The sequence below is a fragment of the Pseudomonas sp. P4_C8 genome (assembly GCF_056401975.1).
The window spans coordinates 44673-66359 of the sequence record NZ_JBFUIH010000043.1 but is presented as its reverse complement, the minus strand read 5'-3'; the positions used below and the strand labels follow the sequence as shown (position 1 = coordinate 66359).

General features: G+C 59.3%; 14 protein-coding genes and 2 pseudogenes. 9 read left to right on the top strand and 7 right to left on the bottom strand.

Annotated features, from left to right (window positions below):
• Together AC1DWM_RS23790 and putP are read right to left on the bottom strand one after the other, a co-directional pair.
• A pseudogene (locus tag AC1DWM_RS23790) lies at positions 1–109 on the bottom strand (IS110 family transposase); the annotation flags it as partial.
• A 239-nt stretch (positions 110–348) separates the two neighbouring features.
• Complete coding sequence (putP, locus tag AC1DWM_RS23785; RefSeq protein ID WP_223520031.1) at positions 349–1833, bottom strand: sodium/proline symporter PutP; 1485 nt, start codon at positions 1831–1833, stop codon at positions 349–351.
• 462 nt (positions 1834–2295) lie between these two features.
• Between putP and putA the strand changes: the two genes are divergently transcribed.
• Positions 2296–6249, top strand: a complete 3954-nt coding sequence (putA, locus tag AC1DWM_RS23780) for a trifunctional transcriptional regulator/proline dehydrogenase/L-glutamate gamma-semialdehyde dehydrogenase (RefSeq protein ID WP_223520029.1) — start codon at positions 2296–2298, stop codon at positions 6247–6249.
• Positions 6250–6494: 245 nt separating this feature from the next.
• The gene (locus AC1DWM_RS23775; RefSeq protein ID WP_223520027.1) at positions 6495–8297 is read left to right on the top strand and encodes an acyl-CoA dehydrogenase; all 1803 of its coding nucleotides are present in this window, start codon (positions 6495–6497) and stop codon (positions 8295–8297) included.
• A gap of 128 nt (positions 8298–8425) precedes the next feature.
• Here AC1DWM_RS23775 and AC1DWM_RS23770 read toward each other — a convergent pair whose 3' ends face one another.
• The 4 genes and pseudogenes from AC1DWM_RS23770 to AC1DWM_RS23755 form a co-directional block, all read right to left on the bottom strand.
• Positions 8426–9157 carry a methyl-accepting chemotaxis protein gene (locus AC1DWM_RS23770; RefSeq protein WP_411741871.1) on the bottom strand — a complete coding sequence of 244 codons (732 nt, stop codon included), beginning with the start codon at positions 9155–9157 and terminating at the stop codon, positions 8426–8428.
• 132 nt (positions 9158–9289) lie between these two features.
• Positions 9290–10333: pseudogene (locus AC1DWM_RS23765) on the bottom strand (HAMP domain-containing protein); the annotation flags it as partial.
• Positions 10334–10479: 146 nt separating this feature from the next.
• Positions 10480–10782 carry a cell division protein ZapA gene (locus AC1DWM_RS23760; protein ID WP_150778964.1) on the bottom strand — a complete coding sequence of 101 codons (303 nt, stop codon included), beginning with the start codon at positions 10780–10782 and terminating at the stop codon, positions 10480–10482.
• On the bottom strand, positions 10779–11009 hold the full coding sequence (locus AC1DWM_RS23755) for a hypothetical protein (RefSeq protein ID WP_007947124.1): 231 nt from the start codon (positions 11007–11009) through the stop codon (positions 10779–10781). The genes AC1DWM_RS23760 and AC1DWM_RS23755 overlap by 4 nt, the downstream gene beginning before the upstream one ends.
• 487 nt (positions 11010–11496) lie before the next feature.
• On the opposite strand from AC1DWM_RS23755, the gene AC1DWM_RS23750 reads away from it, so the two are divergent.
• From AC1DWM_RS23750 to trxC, 4 genes are all read left to right on the top strand, one after another.
• The gene (locus tag AC1DWM_RS23750; RefSeq protein ID WP_223520023.1) at positions 11497–13239 is read left to right on the top strand and encodes a potassium/proton antiporter; all 1743 of its coding nucleotides are present in this window, start codon (positions 11497–11499) and stop codon (positions 13237–13239) included.
• Between the two features lie 34 nt (positions 13240–13273).
• The gene (gene mscK / locus AC1DWM_RS23745; protein ID WP_223520021.1) at positions 13274–16624 is read left to right on the top strand and encodes a mechanosensitive channel MscK; all 3351 of its coding nucleotides are present in this window, start codon (positions 13274–13276) and stop codon (positions 16622–16624) included.
• 48 nt (positions 16625–16672) lie between these two features.
• Entirely contained in the window at positions 16673–18136 is a 1464-nt protein-coding gene (selO, locus tag AC1DWM_RS23740; protein ID WP_223520019.1) for a protein adenylyltransferase SelO, read from the top strand.
• 87 nt (positions 18137–18223) lie between these two features.
• Positions 18224–18658 (top strand): thioredoxin TrxC, encoded by a 435-nt coding sequence (trxC, locus tag AC1DWM_RS23735; RefSeq protein WP_223520017.1) that lies wholly within the window; start codon positions 18224–18226, stop codon positions 18656–18658.
• Between the two features lie 132 nt (positions 18659–18790).
• On the opposite strand, the gene AC1DWM_RS23730 is transcribed toward trxC, so the two are convergent.
• Positions 18791–19561 carry a ParA family protein gene (locus tag AC1DWM_RS23730; RefSeq protein ID WP_223520015.1) on the bottom strand — a complete coding sequence of 257 codons (771 nt, stop codon included), beginning with the start codon at positions 19559–19561 and terminating at the stop codon, positions 18791–18793.
• Between the two features lie 359 nt (positions 19562–19920).
• On the opposite strand from AC1DWM_RS23730, the gene AC1DWM_RS23725 reads away from it, so the two are divergent.
• Genes AC1DWM_RS23725 through AC1DWM_RS23715 form a run of 3 tightly spaced genes read left to right on the top strand, consistent with a single transcriptional unit; the run spans position 19921 to position 21687 of the window.
• A complete protein-coding gene (locus AC1DWM_RS23725; protein WP_223520013.1) occupies positions 19921–20646 on the top strand; it encodes a beta-ketoacyl synthase chain length factor in 726 nt (241 codons plus the stop codon).
• Positions 20622–21434, top strand: a complete 813-nt coding sequence (locus AC1DWM_RS23720) for a lysophospholipid acyltransferase family protein (RefSeq protein ID WP_223520012.1) — start codon at positions 20622–20624, stop codon at positions 21432–21434. The genes AC1DWM_RS23725 and AC1DWM_RS23720 overlap by 25 nt, the downstream gene beginning before the upstream one ends.
• The gene (locus AC1DWM_RS23715; RefSeq protein ID WP_223520010.1) at positions 21412–21687 is read left to right on the top strand and encodes a phosphopantetheine-binding protein; all 276 of its coding nucleotides are present in this window, start codon (positions 21412–21414) and stop codon (positions 21685–21687) included. Before AC1DWM_RS23720 ends, AC1DWM_RS23715 begins: the two co-directional genes overlap by 23 nt.

The window sequence follows — 21687 nt, the reverse complement described above, 5'->3', positions numbered from 1 at the left end:
CACGCGATTTGAGGCGTTCTTCATAAAGCACCTGGCCCAGAGCGTCTTCGCCTGCGACCTGAAAGACCTGCTTGGCAAGATCGACCGCCACTGTCGTACAGGCCGACACATCGGTTGAAGACAGGGACTGTTTAAGCGTCGTATTCTTTTTCATGGACTCGCCCTCGCTGCCGTTGGCTTCTTAGACTGCCACCGTGGCGCATTGACGCCTCGGCGTGGGCGAGTCCATCCAATTACAGGGGTACGCACAGGGATTCGAAAATTGCACAGGCAAAAAAAACGGCCCGCCTCCAAATGGAAGCGGGCCGTTTTCATGTGCGGCGATAGGTCAGAGCCGAAGCTCCCCCATCACTTGTTCAGGCGGAAATCTGCCTCGGCAGCAGCGAAACGCTGCAGCATGCCGTGAGTCGGCGCGCCGAGTTTGCTGACGATGTAGATCGCCAGGCTGGCGAAGATGAAACCAGGGATGATTTCGTACAGACCCAGCAGTTCGAAGTGTTTCCAGACGATCACGGTGATCGCGCCAACCAGGATGCCGGCCAGTGCGCCGTTGCGGGTCATGTCTTTCCAGATCACGGAGATCAGCACCACCGGACCGAACGCAGCACCGAAACCGGCCCAGGCGTAGCTGACCAGACCCAGCACGCGGTTTTCCGGGTTAGCAGCCATCGCGATGGCGATCAGGGCAACCACCAGGACCATGGCGCGGCCGACCCAGACCAGTTCGACCTGGGAAGCGGATTTACGCAGGAAGGTTTTGTAGAAGTCTTCGGTCAGGGCGCTCGAGCACACCAGCAATTGGCAGCTCAGGGTGCTCATTACGGCAGCCAGAATGGCCGACAGCAAGATACCGGCAACCCATGGGTTGAAGAGAATTTTCGCCAGTTCAATGAACACGCGCTCGTGGTTCTCGCTCACCGGCATTGCAACAGCTGGGTTGGCCGAGAAGTAAGCGATACCGAAGAAGCCCACCGCCACGGTGCCGCCCAGGCACAGGATCATCCAGGTCATGGAGATGCGACGGGCGTTGGCGATCGACTTGACCGAATCCGCCGCCATGAAACGCGCGAGGATGTGCGGCTGGCCGAAGTAACCCAGGCCCCAGCCCATCAGCGAGATGATGCCGATGAAGGTGGTGTTTTTCAGCATGTCGAAGTTGCTTGGGTCCTGTGCCTCGATAGCCAGGAATGTGGTGTCGACGCCGCCGGTCGCCAGCAGCACGATGATCGGCGTCAGCAACAGGGCGAAGATCATCAGCGTGGCTTGTACGGTATCGGTCCAGCTCACGGCCAGGAAACCGCCGACGAAGGTGTAGGCAATCGTCGCCGCAGCGCCGGCCCACAGCGCTGTCTCGTAGGACATGCCAAAGGTGCTTTCGAACAGACGGGCACCAGCGACAATGCCGGATGCGCAGTAAATGGTGAAGAACACCAGAATCACCACCGCAGAAATGATCCGCAGCAGGCCGCTTTTGTCTTCGAAACGGCTAGAGAAATAATCCGGCAGGGTCAGGGCATCGCCGTTGTGCTCGGTCTGCACACGCAGACGGCCAGCGACGAACAGCCAGTTCAGGTAAGCACCGATGATCAGGCCAATGGCGATCCAGCTTTCGGACAGGCCGGACATGTAGATGGCGCCCGGCAGACCCATCAACAACCAGCCGCTCATGTCGGAGGCGCCAGCGGACAAAGCCGTCACGACACTACCCAGGCTGCGACCGCCCAGAATGTAGTCAGAAAGGTTGTTGGTGGAGCGATAGGCCATGAAGCCGATCAGCACCATTGCTGCGATGTAGATCACAAACGTGATCAGGGTTGGATTGCTTACGCTCATTAAGTGATGCCCTGGCTTTGTTTTTATGTAGCGCCAGCGTGTGAAACCGCCGACAAACGACAATGTTTGTTCAGATGATTTCGAAGCCTGCGCATTTAAGACTGATGTTTCCCCAGGAAAGCCATCAGCCGGCGCACCGGTTTTTCATCCGGTTGCACCTTGGGGCGCGAATCCTATTCAACAACACAAATAAGGTGCAACCCATTTTGTGAGAATAAGTTGCACCCAGTCGGAAATATAATTAAAAACCACGTTTTTGCTCCTTTTCGAAGCAAGCGCGAATGCCGACCGCTCTAAAAAGCACCCACCCGATGCAGCACTGCCGTACCAGAATTTATTTCCTGACGAGCTGCCTGTTATTCCGACAAAAAAAGGGTTGCACCCGGTTGCACCTCAACAGTTGCACGGCTAATCTTGCCGCCAGCTGATGCCACGCAATCGTGGCAAACATGAGGATAAAAAATGGCTACCACCACCCTTGGGGTCAAACTTGACGACCCGACCCGCGAGCGCCTCAAGGCTGCCGCGACCTCGATTGATCGCACGCCGCACTGGCTGATCAAGCAGGCAATTTTCAATTACCTGGAAAAACTCGAGGGTGGTGCAACCCTGTCCGAGCTGAGTGGTTTGATCAGCAAAGACGCTGACGACGCCGGTGAAGTCCATGCCGACCACGCGCACCAGTGCTTCCTGGAGTTCGCCGAAAGCATCCTGCCGCAATCGGTGCTGCGCGCTTCGATCACCGCCGCCTACCGTCGCCCTGAGCCGGAAGTGGTGCCGATGCTGATCGAACAGGCTCGCCTGCCGGTCGCCATGGCCGAAGCCACGAATAAGCTCGCCGCATCGATTGCCGAAAAACTGCGCAATCAGAAAAGCGCCGGTGGCCGTGCCGGGATTGTTCAGGGTCTGCTGCAGGAATTTTCTCTGTCGTCCCAGGAAGGCGTAGCACTGATGTGCCTGGCCGAAGCGCTGCTGCGCATCCCGGACAAAGGCACCCGTGACGCGCTGATCCGCGACAAGATCAGCACCGGCAACTGGCATCCACACTTGGGCAACAGCCCGTCACTGTTCGTCAACGCCGCCACTTGGGGCCTGCTGCTGACCGGCAAACTGGTCGCCACGCATAACGAAGCGGGTTTGACTTCATCCCTGAGCCGCATCATCGGCAAAAGCGGCGAGCCGATGATCCGCAAGGGCGTCGACATGGCCATGCGCCTGATGGGCGAGCAGTTCGTCACCGGCGAAACCATCGCCGAAGCCTTGGCCAATGCGAGCAAGTTCGAAGCCAAAGGTTTCCGCTACTCCTACGACATGCTCGGTGAAGCGGCACTGACCGAGCACGATGCGCAGAAGTACCTGGCCTCGTACGAACAAGCCATTCACTCGATCGGCAAAGCGTCCCACGGTCGTGGGATTTATGAAGGCCCAGGCATCTCCATCAAGTTGTCGGCACTGCACCCGCGTTACAGCCGCGCGCAGTACGAGCGCGTGATGGACGAGCTGTACCCGCGCCTGCTGTCACTGACCTTGCTGGCCAAGCAGTACGACATCGGCCTGAACATCGACGCCGAAGAAGCTGACCGTCTCGAACTGTCGCTGGATCTGCTGGAACGCCTGTGCTTCGAGCCGCAACTGACCGGCTGGAACGGCATCGGCTTCGTGATTCAGGCATATCAAAAGCGTTGCCCGTATGTGATCGACTACGTGATCGACCTGGCTCGCCGCAGCCGTCATCGCTTGATGATCCGCCTGGTGAAAGGCGCGTACTGGGACAGCGAAATCAAGCGCGCCCAGGTCGAAGGCCTGGAAGGCTATCCGGTCTACACCCGCAAGGTGTACACCGACGTTTCCTACATCGCCTGCGCACGCAAGTTGCTGTCGGTGCCGGAAGTTATCTACCCGCAATTTGCCACGCACAACGCCCACACCTTGTCGGCCATTTATCACATCGCCGGTCAGAACTATTACCCCGGCCAGTACGAGTTCCAGTGCCTGCACGGCATGGGTGAACCGTTGTACGAACAGGTTGTAGGTAAAGTTTCCGAAGGCAAGCTGAACCGTCCGTGCCGTGTGTACGCACCGGTCGGTACTCACGAAACGCTGCTGGCGTACCTGGTGCGTCGCCTACTGGAAAACGGCGCGAACACCTCATTCGTCAACCGGATCGCCGACCAATCCATTTCGATCCAGGAGCTGGTGGCCGATCCAGTGGCCAGCATCGAGCAGATGGCGACGCTGGAAGGCGGCTTCGGCCTGCCGCACCCGCGTATCCCGCTGCCGCGTGATCTTTATGGCGCCGAGCGCGCCAACTCCAGCGGCATCGACATGGCCAACGAACATCGTTTGGCTTCCCTGTCCTGCGCCTTGCTGGCCACTGCTCACAACCACTGGAAAGCCGCGCCGATGCTCGGTTGCGCTTCCAGCACTGAAACCCCTGCGCCGGTGCTGAACCCGTCCGATCTGCGTGACGTGGTCGGCCATGTGCAGGAAGCCACCGTCGAAGACGTCGACAACGCGATCCAGTGCGCCCTGAACGCCGCGCCGATCTGGCAGGCCACCCCGCCCGCCGAACGTGCCGCGATTCTGGAACGCGCCGCCGATTTGATGGAAGGCGAGATCCAGCCGCTGATGGGCCTGTTGGCTCGAGAAGCTGGCAAGACCTTCGCCAACGCCATCGCCGAAGTGCGTGAAGCCGTGGACTTCCTGCGTTATTACGCGGTGCAGGCACGCAACGATTTCACCAACGACGCCCACCGCCCACTGGGCCCGGTTGTCTGCATCAGCCCGTGGAACTTCCCGCTGGCCATTTTCAGTGGCCAGGTGGCTGCGGCGTTGGCCGCCGGTAACCCGGTGCTGGCCAAGCCTGCGGAACAAACCCCGCTGGTAGCCGCTCAAGCCGTGCGCTTGCTGCTCGAAGCCGGGATTCCGGAAGGCGTGCTGCAACTGCTGCCGGGCCGTGGCGAAACCGTCGGTGCCGGTCTGGTCGGCGACGATCGCGTCAAAGGCGTGATGTTCACCGGTTCCACCGAAGTTGCCCGCCTGCTGCAACGCAACATCGCTGGCCGCCTGGATGCCCAGGGCCGTCCAATTCCGCTGATCGCCGAAACCGGTGGCCAGAACGCGATGATCGTCGACTCTTCGGCACTGACCGAACAGGTGGTGATCGACGTGGTGTCATCGGCCTTCGACAGCGCCGGCCAACGTTGCTCGGCACTGCGCGTCTTGTGCTTGCAGGAAGATTCCGCTGACCGTGTCATCGAAATGCTCAAAGGCGCCATGGCTGAATGCCGTCTCGGCAACCCTGAGCGCCTGTCCGTGGACATCGGCCCGGTGATCGACGCCGAAGCCAAGGCGGGCATCGAGAAGCACATCCAGGCCATGCGCGACAAAGGTCGCAACGTGTACCAGGTGGCCATCGCCAACAGCGAAGAAGTCAAACGCGGCACCTTCGTGATGCCGACCCTGATCGAACTGGAAAGCTTCGACGAGCTGCAACGGGAGATCTTCGGTCCAGTGCTGCACGTGGTTCGCTACAAGCGCAAAGACATCGATCTATTGATCGGCCAGATCAACGCTTCCGGCTATGGCCTGACGTTGGGCGTGCATACACGCATCGACGAAACCATCGCCAAGGTGATCGACAACGTCAACGCCGGTAACGTCTACGTGAACCGCAACATTGTTGGCGCCGTGGTTGGCGTACAACCGTTCGGTGGCGAAGGTTTGTCGGGTACTGGTCCGAAAGCCGGTGGTCCGCTGTACCTGTACCGCCTGCTGTCGACGCGTCCTACCGATGCAATCGAACAATCCTTCGCTCGCGGTGACGCCATCGTAGCGCCGGACGTTCGTCTGCGCGACGCCATGAGCAAGCCGCTGACCGCCCTGAAAGCCTGGGCCGACAGCAACAAATTTGCCGACCTGAGCACCCTGTGCGTGCAGTTCACGGCGCAATCGCAAAGCGGGATCACCCGTGTTCTGGCCGGTCCGACCGGCGAGCGCAACAGCTACGCCATCCTGCCGCGCGAACACGTGCTGTGCCTGGCGGAAGTCGAAGGTGATCTGCTGACGCAACTGGCAGCGGTGCTGGCTGTCGGCGGTTCGGCGGTGTGGCCGGACGCTGATTTGACCAAGGCGTTGTTCGCACGCTTGCCGAAGGATGTTCAGGCACGCATCAAGCTGGTGTCCGACTGGAACAAGGATGAAGTGGTGTTTGATGCAGTTCTGCATCATGGCCATTCGGACCAGTTGCGTGCGGTGTGCCAGCAAGTGGCCAAGCGTGCTGGCGCCATTGTCGGTGTTCATGGTTTGTCGCAAGGCGAGACCAATATTGCGCTGGAGCGTTTGGTAATTGAACGTGCGCTGAGCGTCAACACTGCTGCAGCGGGTGGTAATGCCAGTCTGATGACTATCGGCTAATTAGCTATGCGGTCACTGTAAAAATGGGCGCCCTCATCGGCGCCCATTTTTTTTGCCTTTACACAATCCGTAGGAGCCGGCTTGCTGGCGATGGCGGCGCATCAGGTAGACCGCGCTGTATTGATCGCTGGCAAGCCAGCTCCTACAGGTCGATGTTTTGCCCTTCTATCACCGGCATCAATCATCCTGTTCAGCCTTTATTTCCGCGCCTAGACTCGGTCCATTCCAAAAAAAGGTAGGCCGCCATGTCCGAGACGTTGCTCAGTTCCCGCAATCTGGCTTTCGAGCTGTATGAAGTCCTCGATGCCGAGGGCCTGACCCAGCGTGAGCGTTTCGCCGAGCACAATCGCGAGACCTTCGATGCCGCCATCGGCACCGCTCGCAATATCGCCGAAAAATTCTTCGCCCCGCACAACCGCAAGGGTGACGAGAACGAGCCGCGCTATGAGAACGGTCAGGCGATTCTGATCCCGGAAGTGAAACCGGCGGTGGATGCGTTCCTCGAAGCCGGTTTCCTCAATGCCGCGCGCAGTTTCGACGCGGGTGGCATGCAGCTTCCTACCTTATTGTCCCAGGCCTGCTTCGCGCATTTTCAATCCGCCAATGCGGCATCCACTTCGTACCCGTTTTTAACGATGGGCGCGGCGAATCTGATCGAAAGTTTCGGCACCGAGGAGCAGAAACAGCGCTTCCTGCAGCCGATGATCGACGGCCGCTTCTTCGGCACCATGGCCCTGACCGAGCCGCATGCCGGTTCGTCGCTGTCGGATATTCGTACCCGCGCCGAGCTTGCGTCTGACGGCACTTATCGCCTCAAGGGCAACAAGATTTTTATCTCCGGCGGCGACCACCCGCTGTCGGAAAACATCGTGCACATGGTGCTGGCCAAGCTGCCGGACGCACCAGCCGGGGTGAAGGGGATTTCGCTGTTCATCGTGCCCAAGTTTCTGGTCAACGATGACGGCAGCCTCGGCAAGCGCAACGATGTGTTGCTGGCCGGGTTGTTCCACAAAATGGGCTGGCGCGGCACCACGTCCACCGCGCTGAATTTCGGCGATAACGGCGAGTGTGTTGGTTATCTGGTGGGCAAGCCGCACCACGGTTTGAGCTACATGTTCCAGATGATGAACGAGGCGCGGATTGGCGTCGGCATGGGCGCGGTGATGCTCGGTTACGCCGGTTATTTGTACTCGCTGGAATATGCCCGCGAGCGGCCACAGGGTCGCGTGCCGGACAGCAAGGACCCGAACACCGCGCCAGTGGCGATCATTCAACACGCCGACGTTAAACGCATGTTGCTGACCCAGAAGGCGTACGTCGAAGGTTCGTTCGATCTCGGCCTCTATGCGGCGCGATTGTTCGATGACACCACCACGCTTGCGACCGAAGCCGAGCGTAAGCAGGCCCATGAACTGCTGGACTTGCTGACGCCCATCGTCAAATCCTGGCCGTCGGAATTTTGCCTGAAGGCCAACGAACTGGCGATCCAGATTCTCGGCGGCCACGGTTACACCCGTGAATACCCGGTGGAACAGTACTATCGCGACAATCGTCTGAACCCGATTCATGAAGGCACGCACGGGATTCAGTCGTTGGACTTGCTAGGGCGCAAGCTGGCGCAGAACGGTGGTGCCGGGCTCAAGCAATTGATCCGACTGATCGCCGACACCGGCGCGCGGGCGCAGGCATATGAATCCTTGACCGCGCTGCGTGAACCGCTGGAAAAACTGGTGGCACGCCTGCAAACAGTGACCATCGGCCTGCTGACTGATCTGGCTCAAGGCAAGGTCAACAGCAGCCTGGCGAACTCCGCGCTGTACCTGAAAGTGTTCGGGCACACGGTGATTGGCTGGCGCTGGCTGGAACAGGCGATTCGTGCCGAGGAAGGCTTGGCCAAAGGCAATGCGGCGGATGTCAGCTTCTATAAAGGCAAGCTGCAGGCGGCGCGGTATTTCCTGACGTGGGAAGTGCCAGGTTGCCACCATGAGCTGGCGATTCTTGAGGCTCGGGATGATGTTTGTCTTGGGATGCAGGATGAGTGGTTCTGATCCCGAACTTGTGCTGCAGCTGAAATCTATTCGCTGGCAAGCCAGCTCCTACAGGGTTTGGTGTGAACGCACCGGCCATGTAGGAGCTGGCTTGCCAGCGAAGGCGTCAGCATAGCCAACGCACTTTTTCAGCCCAGCTTGAACCCACCCATCTGCCGCGCCAAATCATCAGCCAAGCGCTGCAACGTCTGACAGTCTTCACGACAAGCCCTGACCTCCCCCGCCGTCGCCCGGGCCAAATCCGAAATCCCCTGCACATTGCGGTTGATCTCTTCGGTGACCGCCGACTGCTCTTCCGTCGCCGTCGCCACCTGATGGTTCATGTCACTGATGCGTTCCACCTGCCCTGTAATCGCCGTCAACGACGCCCCGGTACGCTGGCTCGATTCGACACCCGTGCCGGTCGCCGCTTGTCCGCTGTGCATTGATGACACCGCATTCTCCGCCCCCTGCTTGAGGCTGCCGATCATCTGTTGAATCTCATCGGTCGACGACTGCGTGCGTCGCGCCAAGGTGCGCACTTCATCCGCCACCACCGCAAAACCACGGCCCATGTCCCCGGCCCGCGCCGCTTCGATGGCCGCGTTGAGCGCCAGCAAATTGGTCTGCTCGGATATCCCGCGAATCACTGCCAGCACTTGATCAATCGATGCCACCTGATTGGCCAGCTCACCCACGGCACCCGCCGCGATGCCGATTTCGTCGGACATGCTTTCGATATGCCGGATCGAGCCGCCCACCACTTCGCGAGCCTGCATCGCCTCATCGCGAGCATTCTGCGACGCGACCGCCGCGTTGCCAGCGTTCTGGGCGATTTCCTGCACGGTCAGGCCCATCTCATGAACAGCGGTGGCCACCATGTCAGTCATTTCCTGCTGACGACCAGAACGTTCCGCGGTGTTGTCCACCACCTTCGCCACTTGGCCAACTGCGGTGCGCAGTCGTTCGCTGGTGGTCAGTACTTCGCCGATCATCTCGCGCTGACTGTCCAGAAACCGATTGAAGCCGCGCGCCAGATCGCCCAGCTCATCGGCGCGACTGGCATCCAACCGATGGGTCAAATCGCCACCACCGCTACCAATGGCTACCAGCGCCGCTGTTACCTGACGGATCGGACGCACCAAACCACGAGCCAGCAATACCACCAGCAACAGGCACACCAGCGCTACCGCCAGGCCGATGCCGCTGCTCATCCACATCGCGCGGCGGGCTTCGGCATAGATCTGCGACTGCGGCACTTCGGCCACCAGCGTCCAGCCCAAGTCCCGAAGCGGCAGGCTCAAGGCGAGGAAGTCTTCGCCGTCTCTTATAAAGCTGCTGTTGGTGGCGGACGCTGTGGAGTTAGAGAGTTGACCCATGACTGCTTGCGCCGCCGCAGAGCCGATCTGCTCGGTCAAGGTACGTTTGCCGCTGAATTGCGCCTCGGGATGCACCTGGATCAAACCGTCGGAACGCACGAGATAGACCTTTCCGCGCTCACCAAAGCTGAAGTTGTGGATCAGCTCCGACAGCTCTTTCATGCTCAGGCCAAGCCCGGCAACGCCCACGACTTTACCAGCCTGCTCAACCTTGAGGTCGATGAACAGCGCCAATTCTCCGGTCGCGGTGTCATTGTCGATATTGAGGGTGCGCGGCTGATTGCTGTCCAGGAATGAGTAGAACCAGGCGTCTTTGGGGTTGGAACGGCTGAGGGTCCGTTCCAGGCCTTTTTCGGTCAAATAGTGATTCGAAGCCGTGCCGATAATCAGCGCGGTAAAGGCTTTGTGTTCAGCGCGAATGCCTTCCAGGTACCGTACGAACGTCGCCGTCCGGACATCGTCTTCACCCCCGGCCAACCAGTCGCGCACCATGCTATTGCTGGCGATGTCCTTGGCGGCGGTGAGGGGTTGAACGAGGATTCGCTCGATGTCGTTGCGCATCGCTTCGATGCTCGACGGCAGGGCTTGTTCGACCAGATAGCTCTGGGCGAGACGGTTAACCACGAGGGTATAAATGCCCACCACGATCAGAATACTGACCAGCAGGGCGGTGCCCATGCTCAGGATTAACTGCCATTGAATACTGCGTCGCCAAAACTGCATGGAACACCCCCAAAGAATAAGAGGCTGAAACACTGCAACAGCCGTGCCGATTGTATACAACACATATCGACAATTTATTCTTTGGTTGTGCGCAAAGCCGATCAGGCCTGATTGATCGTCTTGGAGATCACTTCAACCGTGGCGCTGACTTGCTCTTGGTAACGGTCGAGTTCCTGCTTGTGCTGCTTTTGCATTTCGATCTGCTGCGAGCACAGATTCATCGCGGCCAGTACCAACAGGCGGTCACCGATCAATGTCGGGTACTTTCTTTTGGTGTCGGCCAAAGCAGCCTTCAACATCATCGCGGCGTCCAGCAGGGTTTGCTCTTCCCCGGCCGGCGCCTTGATCGAATAGTCCTCCCCCAGGATCGAGACGACTTTTACCCCTGCGGCGCCTTGATTCATGCGCTGACCGGACCAGCGCTGACGCGCTCAACCAGGGCCTGAATGCGTGCGGCAGTGGCGCCTTGTTTCTCTTCCTGTTCCATCAGGCTCAGTTGCAGGCTTTCGTTTTCATCCTTGGCCTGAGCCAGTTCTGCACTCAGGGTCTGGTTGCTGCCGAGCAGTGCCTGGTTCTGTTGCACCAAGTCATTTACCAGCTGTTCCAATTGGCTAAGGGATGCTTCCAACATTTTGATTTTCCGAGCATTTTCAAAGGGCGCGTACGATAAAGAAAAGTCACCACGCACGCCAGGGTTATTCCGGGCCAAGGCCTTGGCTTTCCTGGCAGGCAACCTTTCTCGCGAGCAGTAAAGACTGTGATTGGCGGATGGGGTTCCTGCACTTCGTCGCTGGGAGCCCTTGTGCGACAAAAACGCGCAGGGACTCAAGACTCACTCAAACGTCAGCGTGACGCGCCGAACGGGTGCGCAGCAGTCGTCAAATTGTGATTCGCGGTATGTCAGGAAGATCCGGCATGCCGGAATCACGACTGCTGCGTCCGAACGCGGCCCGAGCCGAACGCAGGCTGCGCCAGCTGCTACAGGGGCAGGTCGCGTCTACTGCTGCGATACCACCAAAACCTTTTTGACAGCATCACATTTCAACAGGTTAGAATCGCTGGCACGCAGACTGCATGGTCAGTTTGTGCCCGCCTTTCAGTTTTTTGGAGTAACGCCTTTGAATGCAATCACCATCAACAGCCTGTTTCTGATCGGCGCGTTGCTGGTAGGTGCGAGCATTCTGGTGAGCTCACTTTCGTCACGCCTCGGCATCCCGATTCTGGTGATTATCCTGGCCGTGGGCATGGCCGCCGGTGTCGACGGTGCCGGCATTATTTTCGATAACTACCCCACGGCTTATTTGGTCGGCAACCTCGCGTTGGCGGTAATCCTGCTCGACGGTGGTTTGCGTACCCGGGTCGCGAGTTTCCGCGTTGCACTCTGGCCTGCACTGTCGCTGGCCACGGTCGGGGTGTTAATAACGACCGCATTGACTGGCATGGTGGCCGCCTGGCTGTTTAACCTGAGCATCATTCAGGGCTTGTTGATCGGCGCGATTGTCGGCTCTACCGACGCCGCAGCGGTGTTCTCGCTGCTGGGTGGCAAAGGCCTGAACGAACGGGTCACCGCCAGCCTCGAAATCGAATCCGGCAGCAACGACCCGATGGCGGTGTTCCTCACCGTGACCCTGATCGACATGCTCGCCAGCGGGGAAACCGGCCTGCACTGGAGCCTGCTCGTGCACTTCATGCGGGAGTTCGGAATCGGTGCCGTCGTCGGTCTCGCAGGTGGCTGGGTCATGCTGCAACTGGTCAATCGCATCAATCTGGCCAACGGCCTCTACCCGATTCTGGTGATTGCCGGCGGCCTGGTGGTGTTTGCCCTGACCAACGCCCTGCACGGCAGCGGCTTCCTCGCGGTGTATCTGTGTGGCCTGGTCATCGGCAACCACCCGGTGCGCAGTCGGCACGGCATTTTGCACATGCTCGACGGCATGGCCTGGCTGGCGCAGATCGGGATGTTCCTGGTGCTGGGCCTACTGGTCACACCGCATGACCTGCTGCCGATTGCCCTGCCCGCGCTGGGTCTGGCGTTGTGGATGATTCTGTTTGCGCGGCCGTTGTCCGTGGTGGTCGGTTTACTGCCGTTCAAGGCGTTCCATGGCCGCGAAAAAGCGTTCATTTCCTGGGTCGGCTTGCGCGGCGCGGTCCCGATCATTTTGGCGGTGTTCCCGCTGATGGCCGGCCTGCCCAACGCTCAGCTCTATTTCAACCTCGCGTTCTTTATTGTGCTGGTGTCGCTGCTGGTGCAGGGCACGAGCCTGCCGTGGGTGGCCAAACTGCTGAAAGTGACGGTGCCACCTGACCCCGCGCCGATCTCGCGTTCCGCCCTGGAAGTGCATGTCACCAGCGAGTGGGAGATGTTCGTTTATCGCCTCGGCGCCGAGAAATGGTGCATCGGCTCACCCCTTCGCGAACTGAAAATGCCCGAAGGCACGCGCATCGCCGCGCTGTTTCGTCGCCAGCAATTGCTCCATCCGTCGGGTAGTACTGTGCTCGAAGTCGATGATTTGCTGTGTGTTATTGGCCATGAACACAACCTGCCGGCCCTCGGAAAACTCTTCAGCCGGGCACCGCAACGGGGTCTGGATCTGCGCTTCTTCGGCGACTTCGTGCTCGAAGGAGACGCCCAGCTGGGCGCGGTTGCGGCGCTGTACGGGTTGAAAGTCGAAGGCATCGATCCGGACATGTCGCTCGGCCACTTCATCGCCCAGAAAGTCGGGGGTGCGCCCGTTGTCGGTGACCAGGTGGAGTGGAACAACACCATTTGGACCGTCGCGGTCATGGAGGGGAACAAGATCGGCAAAGTGGGCGTCAGATTCCCCGAAGGAAGTCGCCCCGGTCCGGGCTTGTTCCTCTAAACTCCATTCTTCGTCTCGTTTTCGATCGGTCTCTATGTCAACCCTGCGCACCTTTTTCATCATGGCCCTGTTGGGCCTGAGCCTCTCCATCGGCACGCTACAAGCGGCCGAACCGCCGTCCAGCGAAGCCGTGCAGACGAGTCTGGACAAGATCGCCGACCGCAAACTGCCGGAAGCCGATCAGAAAGCTCTGCAAGCCATTCTGCAAAACACGCTAACCCAGCTCAACTACCAGCGTGACTACGAGCGAAAACTGGCCGATGTCAAACAACAACTGGCCGCCGCGCCAAAGCAAGTCATCGAGAATCAGCGTGAACTGGCGCGCCTGAAGGCCAGCAAAGTGCAGCCGGTGACACAACGCTATGCCAACCTGTCGATCCCGCAACTCGAGCAAATGCTCACCGAGCGCTCGACCCAGCAAAGCGATCTGCAAAGGGCCCTGACCGACGCCAACACCCTGGTGATTACCGCCCAGACTCGCCCGGAGCGCGCCCAGGCCGAAATTTCGGCCAGCCAGACGCGCATTCAACAAATCAACAACGTCCTCAAGGCCGGCAAAGATGCCGGCAAAACCTTGAGCGGCGAACAGCGCGATTTGCTCAATGCCGAACTCACCGCCCTGAACGCACTGATTCCGCTGCGTCGCCAGGAATTGGCCGGCAACAATCAGTTGCAGGATCTGGGCAACAGCCAGCACGATTTGCTGTCGGAAAAATCCGATCGCCTGGATCAGGAAATCCAGGAACTGCAAACCCTGATCAATCAGAAACGCCTGGCCCAGTCCCAGGAAACGGTGACCCAGCAGTCCATCGAGGCGCAGAAATCCGGCGGAAGCAGCCTGTTGGCCACGGAAAGCGCAGCCAACCTGAAGCTCTCCGACTACTTGCTCAAAAGCACGGACCGCCTCAACGAAGTCACCCAGCAAAACCTGCAAACCAAGCAGCAACTGGACAACGTCACACAAAGCGATTCGGCGCTGGACGAGCAGATCAACGTGCTCAAGGGCAGCCTGCTGCTCTCCAAGATTCTCTACAAACAGAAACAGTCCCTGCCGCGTTTAAGGCTCGACCGCAACCTGGCGGACCAGATCGCCGACATTCGCCTCTATCAGTTCGAAGTCAGCCAGCAACGCGAATTGCTGAGCAACCCGGCCTCTTACGTTGACAACCTGCTGTCCACCCAACCGCCGGAGCAAGTCACCCCGCAACTGCGCAAGAGCCTGCTGGAACTAGCCACGACCCGCGCCGACCTGCTGGACCGACTGAACCGCGAATTGAGCGCCGTGCTCAACGAATCCATCACCCTGCAACTCAATCAGAAACAATTGCTGAGCACCGCGCAAAGCCTGCGCGCGACTCTCGACGAACAAATGTTCTGGATTCCCAGCAACAAGCCGCTGGACATGGAATGGATACGCGCGGTACCGGAACGCTTGCAGCGCCAGATCACTACCTTGCCGTGGTTCTCCAGCCTGAGTGAATTGAGCGATGGCCTGATTCAACGGCCGCTGTTGTTTCTGCCGCTGGTACTGCTGATCGGCGCCCTGCTATGGCGACGCAAAAGCCTGTATGCCCGACTGAACAAGGTTCACAAGGACATCGGCCACTTCAAGCGCGATAGCCAGTGGCACACGCCGCAGGCCATTCTGGTCAATATTTTACTGGCGATGCCTGTCGCGTTGGGCCTGGCCTTGTGCGGCCTCGCCTTGCAGATCGACGCCCGCGGGCAGAACGCCAACATGGGCGCTGCACTGCTGCAAATGGCGATGGCGTGGCTGGTGTTTTACACCGCTTACCGGATTCTCGCGCCGGGCGGCGTGGCCGAACTGCATTTCCGCTGGGAAAAACCTCAGGTCGAATTCCTTCAGGGCTGGATCCGTCGACTCGGCCTGGTGGTGATGGCGCTGGTGGCGGTGGTGGCTGTCGCCGAGCTGCAACCGGCGACCTTGGCCGATGATGTGCTCGGCATGCCGGTGGTGTTGACCTGCTACGCCTTGATGGCGTGGCTGCTCAGCCGTTTGCTGATGCGCAGCCCGACGCACGAGAACGCTTCCCTATTCCGCAAAATCGTGGGGATCCTGTTTACCGCCCTGCCGATCGCGTTGTTCGTGGCCGTGTGCTTCGGCTATTACTACACCGCGCTCAAGCTCAGTGACCGACTGATCAACACCCTTTACCTGCTGATGTTCTGGCTGGTGATCGAAGCCACTTTTGTCCGCGGGCTCAGCGTTGCAGCCCGCCGCCTGGCGTACCATCGAGCCCTGACCAAACGTCTGGCTGCGAAAGAGGCCGGTGACGGCGAAGCCGTGATCGAAGAACCGACACTGGACATCGAGAAGGTCAACGAACAATCCCTGCGCTTGATCCGTCTGGCGCTGCTCGGCGCTTTCATGGGCGCACTGTACTGGGCCTGGTCCGATCTGATTTCGGTGTTCTCGTACCTGGACAACATCACCCTCTACGAATACACCAGCGGCACGGGCGCAGCCATGAGCATGGTACCGATCAGCATCGGCGACATGCTGGGCGCGCTGATCATCATCGGCATCACCTTCGCCCTCGCCCGCAACTTGCCGGGTCTGTTGGAAGTGTTCGTGTTGTCCAAGCTCAATCTGGCGCAAGGCAGCGCCTACGCCACGACCACGCTGCTGTCTTACGTGATTGCCGGGGTCGGTTTCGTCACAACCTTATCCACGCTCGGCGTGAGCTGGGACAAATTACAATGGCTGGTGGCAGCGCTCTCGGTCGGTCTGGGTTTCGGGATGCAGGAAATTTTTGCAAACTTCATCTCCGGCATCATGATTCTGTTCGAACGTCCGGTGCGGATCGGCGACACCATTACCATCGGCAACCTGTCGGGCACGGTCAGCAAAATCCGCATCCGCGCAACGACCATCACCGACTTCGACCGCAAGGACATCATTGTCCCGAACAAGACGTTCATTACCGGGCAACTGATCAACTGGTCCCTGACCGACACCATCACCCGGGTAACGCTCAAGCTTGGCGTCGACTACGGATCGGACCTGGACCTGGTAAAAGAGCTGCTGCTCAAGGCCGCCCGGGATAACCCGCGTGTGCTCAAGGACCCGGAACCGCACGTGTACTTCCTGAATTTCGGCGAAAGTACCCTCGACCACGAATTGCGCATGCATGTGCGCGACCTTGGCGACCGGAACCCGGTGCTCGATGAGGTCAACCGCTTCATCAACCGCGAGTTCAAGAAGCAGCACATCAATATCTCGTTCCGGCAGATGGAGGTCTACCTCAAGAACCTTCATGGCCAGGAATACAAATTGGTGCCGATCGAGCCGGAAAGCAAAACCATCGTGCCGATGGCCGATGGTAAACCGCTGCAAGAACCGCCAGCCGCCAAGCTCGACTAACTGCCCTATCCCTAGCAGAATGCTCGGACATTCTGCTGGAGATGGCCGTTGAAAGCCCTCGACGAACTGACCTTCGATAATCGTTTTGCCCGCCTGGGCGATACGTTTTCCGCCCATGTGCTGCCTGAGCCCATCGATAACCCGCGCCTGGTGGTGGCCAGCCCTGCGGCCATGAAGCTGCTGGACCTGGACCCGGACGTGGCCGAAACCCCGGAGTTCGCCGAGCTGTTCAGCGGCCACAAGCTCTGGGCCGACGCAGTGCCACGGGCGATGGTCTATTCCGGGCATCAGTTCGGTTCCTACAACCCACAGCTGGGCGACGGTCGCGGCTTGTTGCTGGGCGAGGTCTACAACGAAGCCGGTGAGCACTGGGACTTGCACCTCAAGGGTGCCGGCCAAACGCCTTTTTCGCGTATGGGCGATGGCCGCGCGGTCTTGCGCTCCTCGATCCGCGAATTTCTCGCCTCTGAAGCGCTGCACGCGCTGAACATCCCGACCACCCGCGCACTGTGCGTGATCGGCTCCGACACGCCGGTCTGGCGCGAGAAGCAAGAACGCGCGGCAATGCTCCTGCGCCTGGCACCCAGTCATGTGCGCTTCGGGCATTTCGAATATTTCTACTACACCAAACGCCCCGAGAAGCAGAAAGAGCTCGGCGAACATGTGCTGGCCATGCATTTTCCCGAATGCCTGGAACAACCGGAACCGTATCTGGCGATGTTCCGTGAAATCGTTGAGCGCAACGCCGAGCTGATTGCCAAGTGGCAGGCTTATGGCTTCTGCCACGGGGTAATGAACTCCGACAACATGTCGATCCTCGGTATCACCTTCGACTTCGGCCCGTTCGCCTTCCTCGATGACTTCGACGCCCACTTCATCTGCAACCACTCCGACGATCAGGGCCGGTACTCCTTCAGCAACCAGGTACCGATCGGCCAGTGGAACCTCAGCGCCCTCGCCCAGGCCCTGACGCCATTCATCAGCGTCGAAGCCCTGCGCGAAGCCCTCGGGCTGTACTTGCCGCTGTACCAGGCCCATTACCTGGACCTGATGCGCCGTCGCTTCGGTTTCACCACCGCCGAAGACGATGACCAGAAACTGCTGGAACAGCTGCTGCAACTGATGCAGAACAGTGGCGTCGACTACAGCCTGTTCTTCCGCCGACTTGGGGATGAATCACCTGAACAGGCCGTCGCCCGATTGCGCGATGACTTCGTCGACATCAAAGGCTTCGATGCCTGGGGCGAGCTTTACGTCGCCCGGGTGGCTCGCGAGGGCGTGGTTGATCAGGAACAGCGCCGAACACGGATGCACGCGGTCAACCCGTTGTACATCCTGCGTAATTACCTGGCACAAAAGGCTATCGATGCGGCTGAGAGCGGCGACTATTCAGAGGTTCGTCGGCTGCACGCGGTGTTGAGTAATCCGTTTGAGCAACAGCCGGGGATGGAGAGTTATGCCGAGCGGCCGCCGGAGTGGGGCAAGCATTTGGAGATTAGTTGTTCTTCCTGAAACTCGACACTCAGGTTTCCGACTTGATAAACGCACTCCCGGCTCCAGATCAGCTTCATAAATTTTCCACTTATTCAGAGCACGACCATGTCTGACCCACTCCTCATCCCTTGCCCCCACTGCAACGGCCTCAACCGCATTCCCGCTGAACGCCTCAACGACCATCCAAAATGTGGTCGCTGCAAGGCCGAGGTCTTGCTGAGCAAACCGTTCGAATTGAAGCAAGGCGATTACGCCAGCCAGATCAAAGGCGATTTGCCATTGCTGGTGGACGTGTGGGCGGATTGGTGTGGGCCGTGCAAGTCGTTTGCGCCGGTGTTCGAGCAGGCGGCCGGTCAGTTGGCGGGCAAGTGCCGGCTGGCGAAACTGGACAGTGAGGCGAACCCGCAGTTGTCGGCGCAGTTGGGGATTCGCTCGATACCGAGTTTGATTCTGTTCAAAAACGGCCGGGAAGTGGCGCGCCAGAGCGGGGCTTTCCCGTTACCGCAGTTGATGAGCTGGTTGCGTAGCCAGGGGATTTAAAAGCCACCAGCATTCAAATGTGGGAGCGAGCCTGCTCGCGAAAGCGGAGTGTCAGTCGATATCAAAGTTGACTGTTACATCGCCTTCGCGAGCAGGCTCGCTCCCACAGGGGTTCGGCGGTATGCGCAAGAATCAGGCACTTTCCAGCAGTTTGTGCAGCTCGACGAATTGCTGGGTCAGCTTGTGCCGTGGGTCGAGGTGGATCAGTGGCGTGTTGGCCTGGTGGGATTCGCGCATGCGCACTGAACTGGCCAGATACACCGGCAATACCGGCAAACCTTCGGCAATCAATTCGTCGAGGATCTGCTGGGGCAGGCTCGCGCGGGCCTGGAACTGATTGACCACGATACCTTCGACCTCCAGGCCTTCGTTGTGGTCTTCCTTGAGTTCTTCGATTTCCGCCAGCAAGCCGTAGAGCGCCTGACGCGAAAAGCTGTCGCAGTCGAAGGGGATCAGCACACGATCCGCGGCAATCAACGCTGATACTGCATAGAAGTTCAGCGCGGGCGGTGTATCCAGGTAGATCCGGTCGTAATCTTCCCCCAGCTCCTCAAGCAACTTACGCAGCTTGTTGATCTTGTGTTTGGCCTCCAGCTTGGGCTGCAAGTCGGCCAACTCGGCGGTGGCGGTGACCACGTGCAGGTTGTCGAAGGGCGTTTCGTAGATGTCGACCTGGTTTTTCTTCGAAAACGGTCCGGAGGACAGGGTTTGCTTGAAGAAATCGGCGATGCCCATCGGAATGTCACTGCCGGTGAGGCCTGTCAGGTATTGAGTGGAGTTGGCCTGGGCATCGAGATCCACCAATAGGGTGCGATAGCCCTCACTGGCGCTGACCGCCGCCAGATTGCAGGCAATACTGGATTTGCCCACGCCACCTTTTTGATTAAACACCACGCGCCGCATGTCAAAACCTCTCCGTGTATCAAAGAATGACCGAGTGTAGTGTTCCAGAGCATCGCTTAGCTACCTCGGCGGAACAGGACTACACAGTCAGCTCCAATCTCCTTATGAAAAAACAGTAATAACTTCCATTGACCCGGGCAAAGGCCGACAGCCATGAGCTTCACACTGTGGATAATGGCTAATCGATACTTTTTTTTGCCGAACCGGACGGTACATTTCATTGCGCAAAATGTAACCAGCATTTGCTACGCACCCGTAGCACCGGGATAATGCGCGCCACTCGGCGCTACGCGTCACGTAAGGTCTGTCGCTGTCTGTGCGACTCACCGCGTCAAAGAAGCCCCGCTGGGGCGGGATGTATGTCTGTGATCAACTTCAACATCGCCCAATGGCGCGCGTGGGCTCCCGGGCTCGAAAGCGTGGACGATTGGCAGGCATGGAGCCGGCAGCCGGTCGTGCTTGCGAGCAGCGATGCCGCCCCCGATGTGTCGTTCCTGCCCGCCATGCAGCGCCGACGACTCAGCCGTTTGGCGCGAATGGCATTCAGTGTTGGCTGGCCCTTGGCCGATGGCCGCCTTGACCTACCGTTGGTCTTTATTTCCCGCCATGGCGAAACCCCGCGCACGTTCGAAATCCTCAGCGATCTCGCAGCCGACCAACCGTTGTCGCCGACTCACTTCAGCCTGTCCGTGCACAACGCCGTCATTGGCCTTTGGTCGATCATGCGTGGCGAAACCAGCGAAATGACGGCCCTCGCCGCAGCCGGCGACGGGCTTGAACACGGCATGCTAGAGGCCGCGGCGATGCTCGACGAAGGCGCACCTGCCGTCCTGCTGATTGTCACCGAAGAACAGCCGCCCAGCGCCTACGAGACCTGGATCGACGATGTGCCGTTTCCCTATGCCGTCGCTCTGTTGCTGACCCCCGGTACCGACTGGCAGCTGTCCCTGAACAGTACGACGCAAAGGTTGTCCAACGCCCACTGGCCCCATGCCCTGAATCTGTTGCGTACCCTGCTCGGCCAGCAAACCACCTGCCAACATGCCTGGAAGAATCGTGTATGGACCTGGCATCGCACCCGGTAACCGAAAAAAACCGCGACGCCTATTACTGGCGTCTGCTGGCCACTGCAGCAAGCTTCACCCTCTTCGGGTTGGGTGGCCTGTGCCTGCGGCTGGTGGTTTTCCCGTTGCTCAATTGGCTGCCCGGTGATGCCCAGACCCACCGTCTGCGCGCGCGACAAACCGTCAGCCGCTGCTTCTGGCTTTTTGTCCGGTTCATGGCCCGCACGGGCGTTCTGACCTACGACATCCAGGGCGCGGAAAAGCTTGGTCGCCCCGGGCAAATGATTCTCGCCAATCACCCGTCGCTGATCGATGTCGTGTTTCTGATTGGCCTGGTACGACACGCCAACTGCGTCGTCAAACAAAGCCTCTGGGAAAACCCCTTTACTCGCGCCCCGCTACGCCGCACCGAATACATCAGCAACGACGGCAGCATGGACATGCTCGACGCGGCTGCCGACGCGTTGAAAAGCGGTCAGACCTTGATCATCTTTCCCGAAGGCACGCGCACCCAGCCTGGCGAGGCGCCGGCCTTTCATCGGGGGGGCGCGGCAATCGCCCTGCGAGGTGCGAAAATCCTGACCCCGGTGATCATCAAGGTCAGCCCGACGACATTGACCAAGGCCGAGCCCTGGTATCGGATCCCGAAACGCCGCGTGCACTTCAGCTTCCGCGTCGGGGCCGATATAGACCCACAGACTTTCGCCGCGAGTGGCCCACCCCCACAGGCTTCTCGCAAGCTCAACGATTATTTGCATACTTACTTTATTAAGGAGCTCGCCGAAGATGAGCGATCTGCACACGAATAGCCTGGTGCTGGAAATCAAAGAACTGATCATCGATGCCCTCGGCCTCGAAGACATCAGTGCCGACGACATCGACAACAATCAAGCGCTGTTCGGCGAAGGCCTGGGTCTGGACTCGGTGGATGCTCTGGAACTCGGTCTGGCGATTCAGAAAAAATACGGCATCAAAATCGATGCCGACGCCAAAGACACCCGCAATCACTTCACTAACGTGGCGAGCCTTGCGGCGTTCGTCACTGCAAAACAGGCAGCTTGA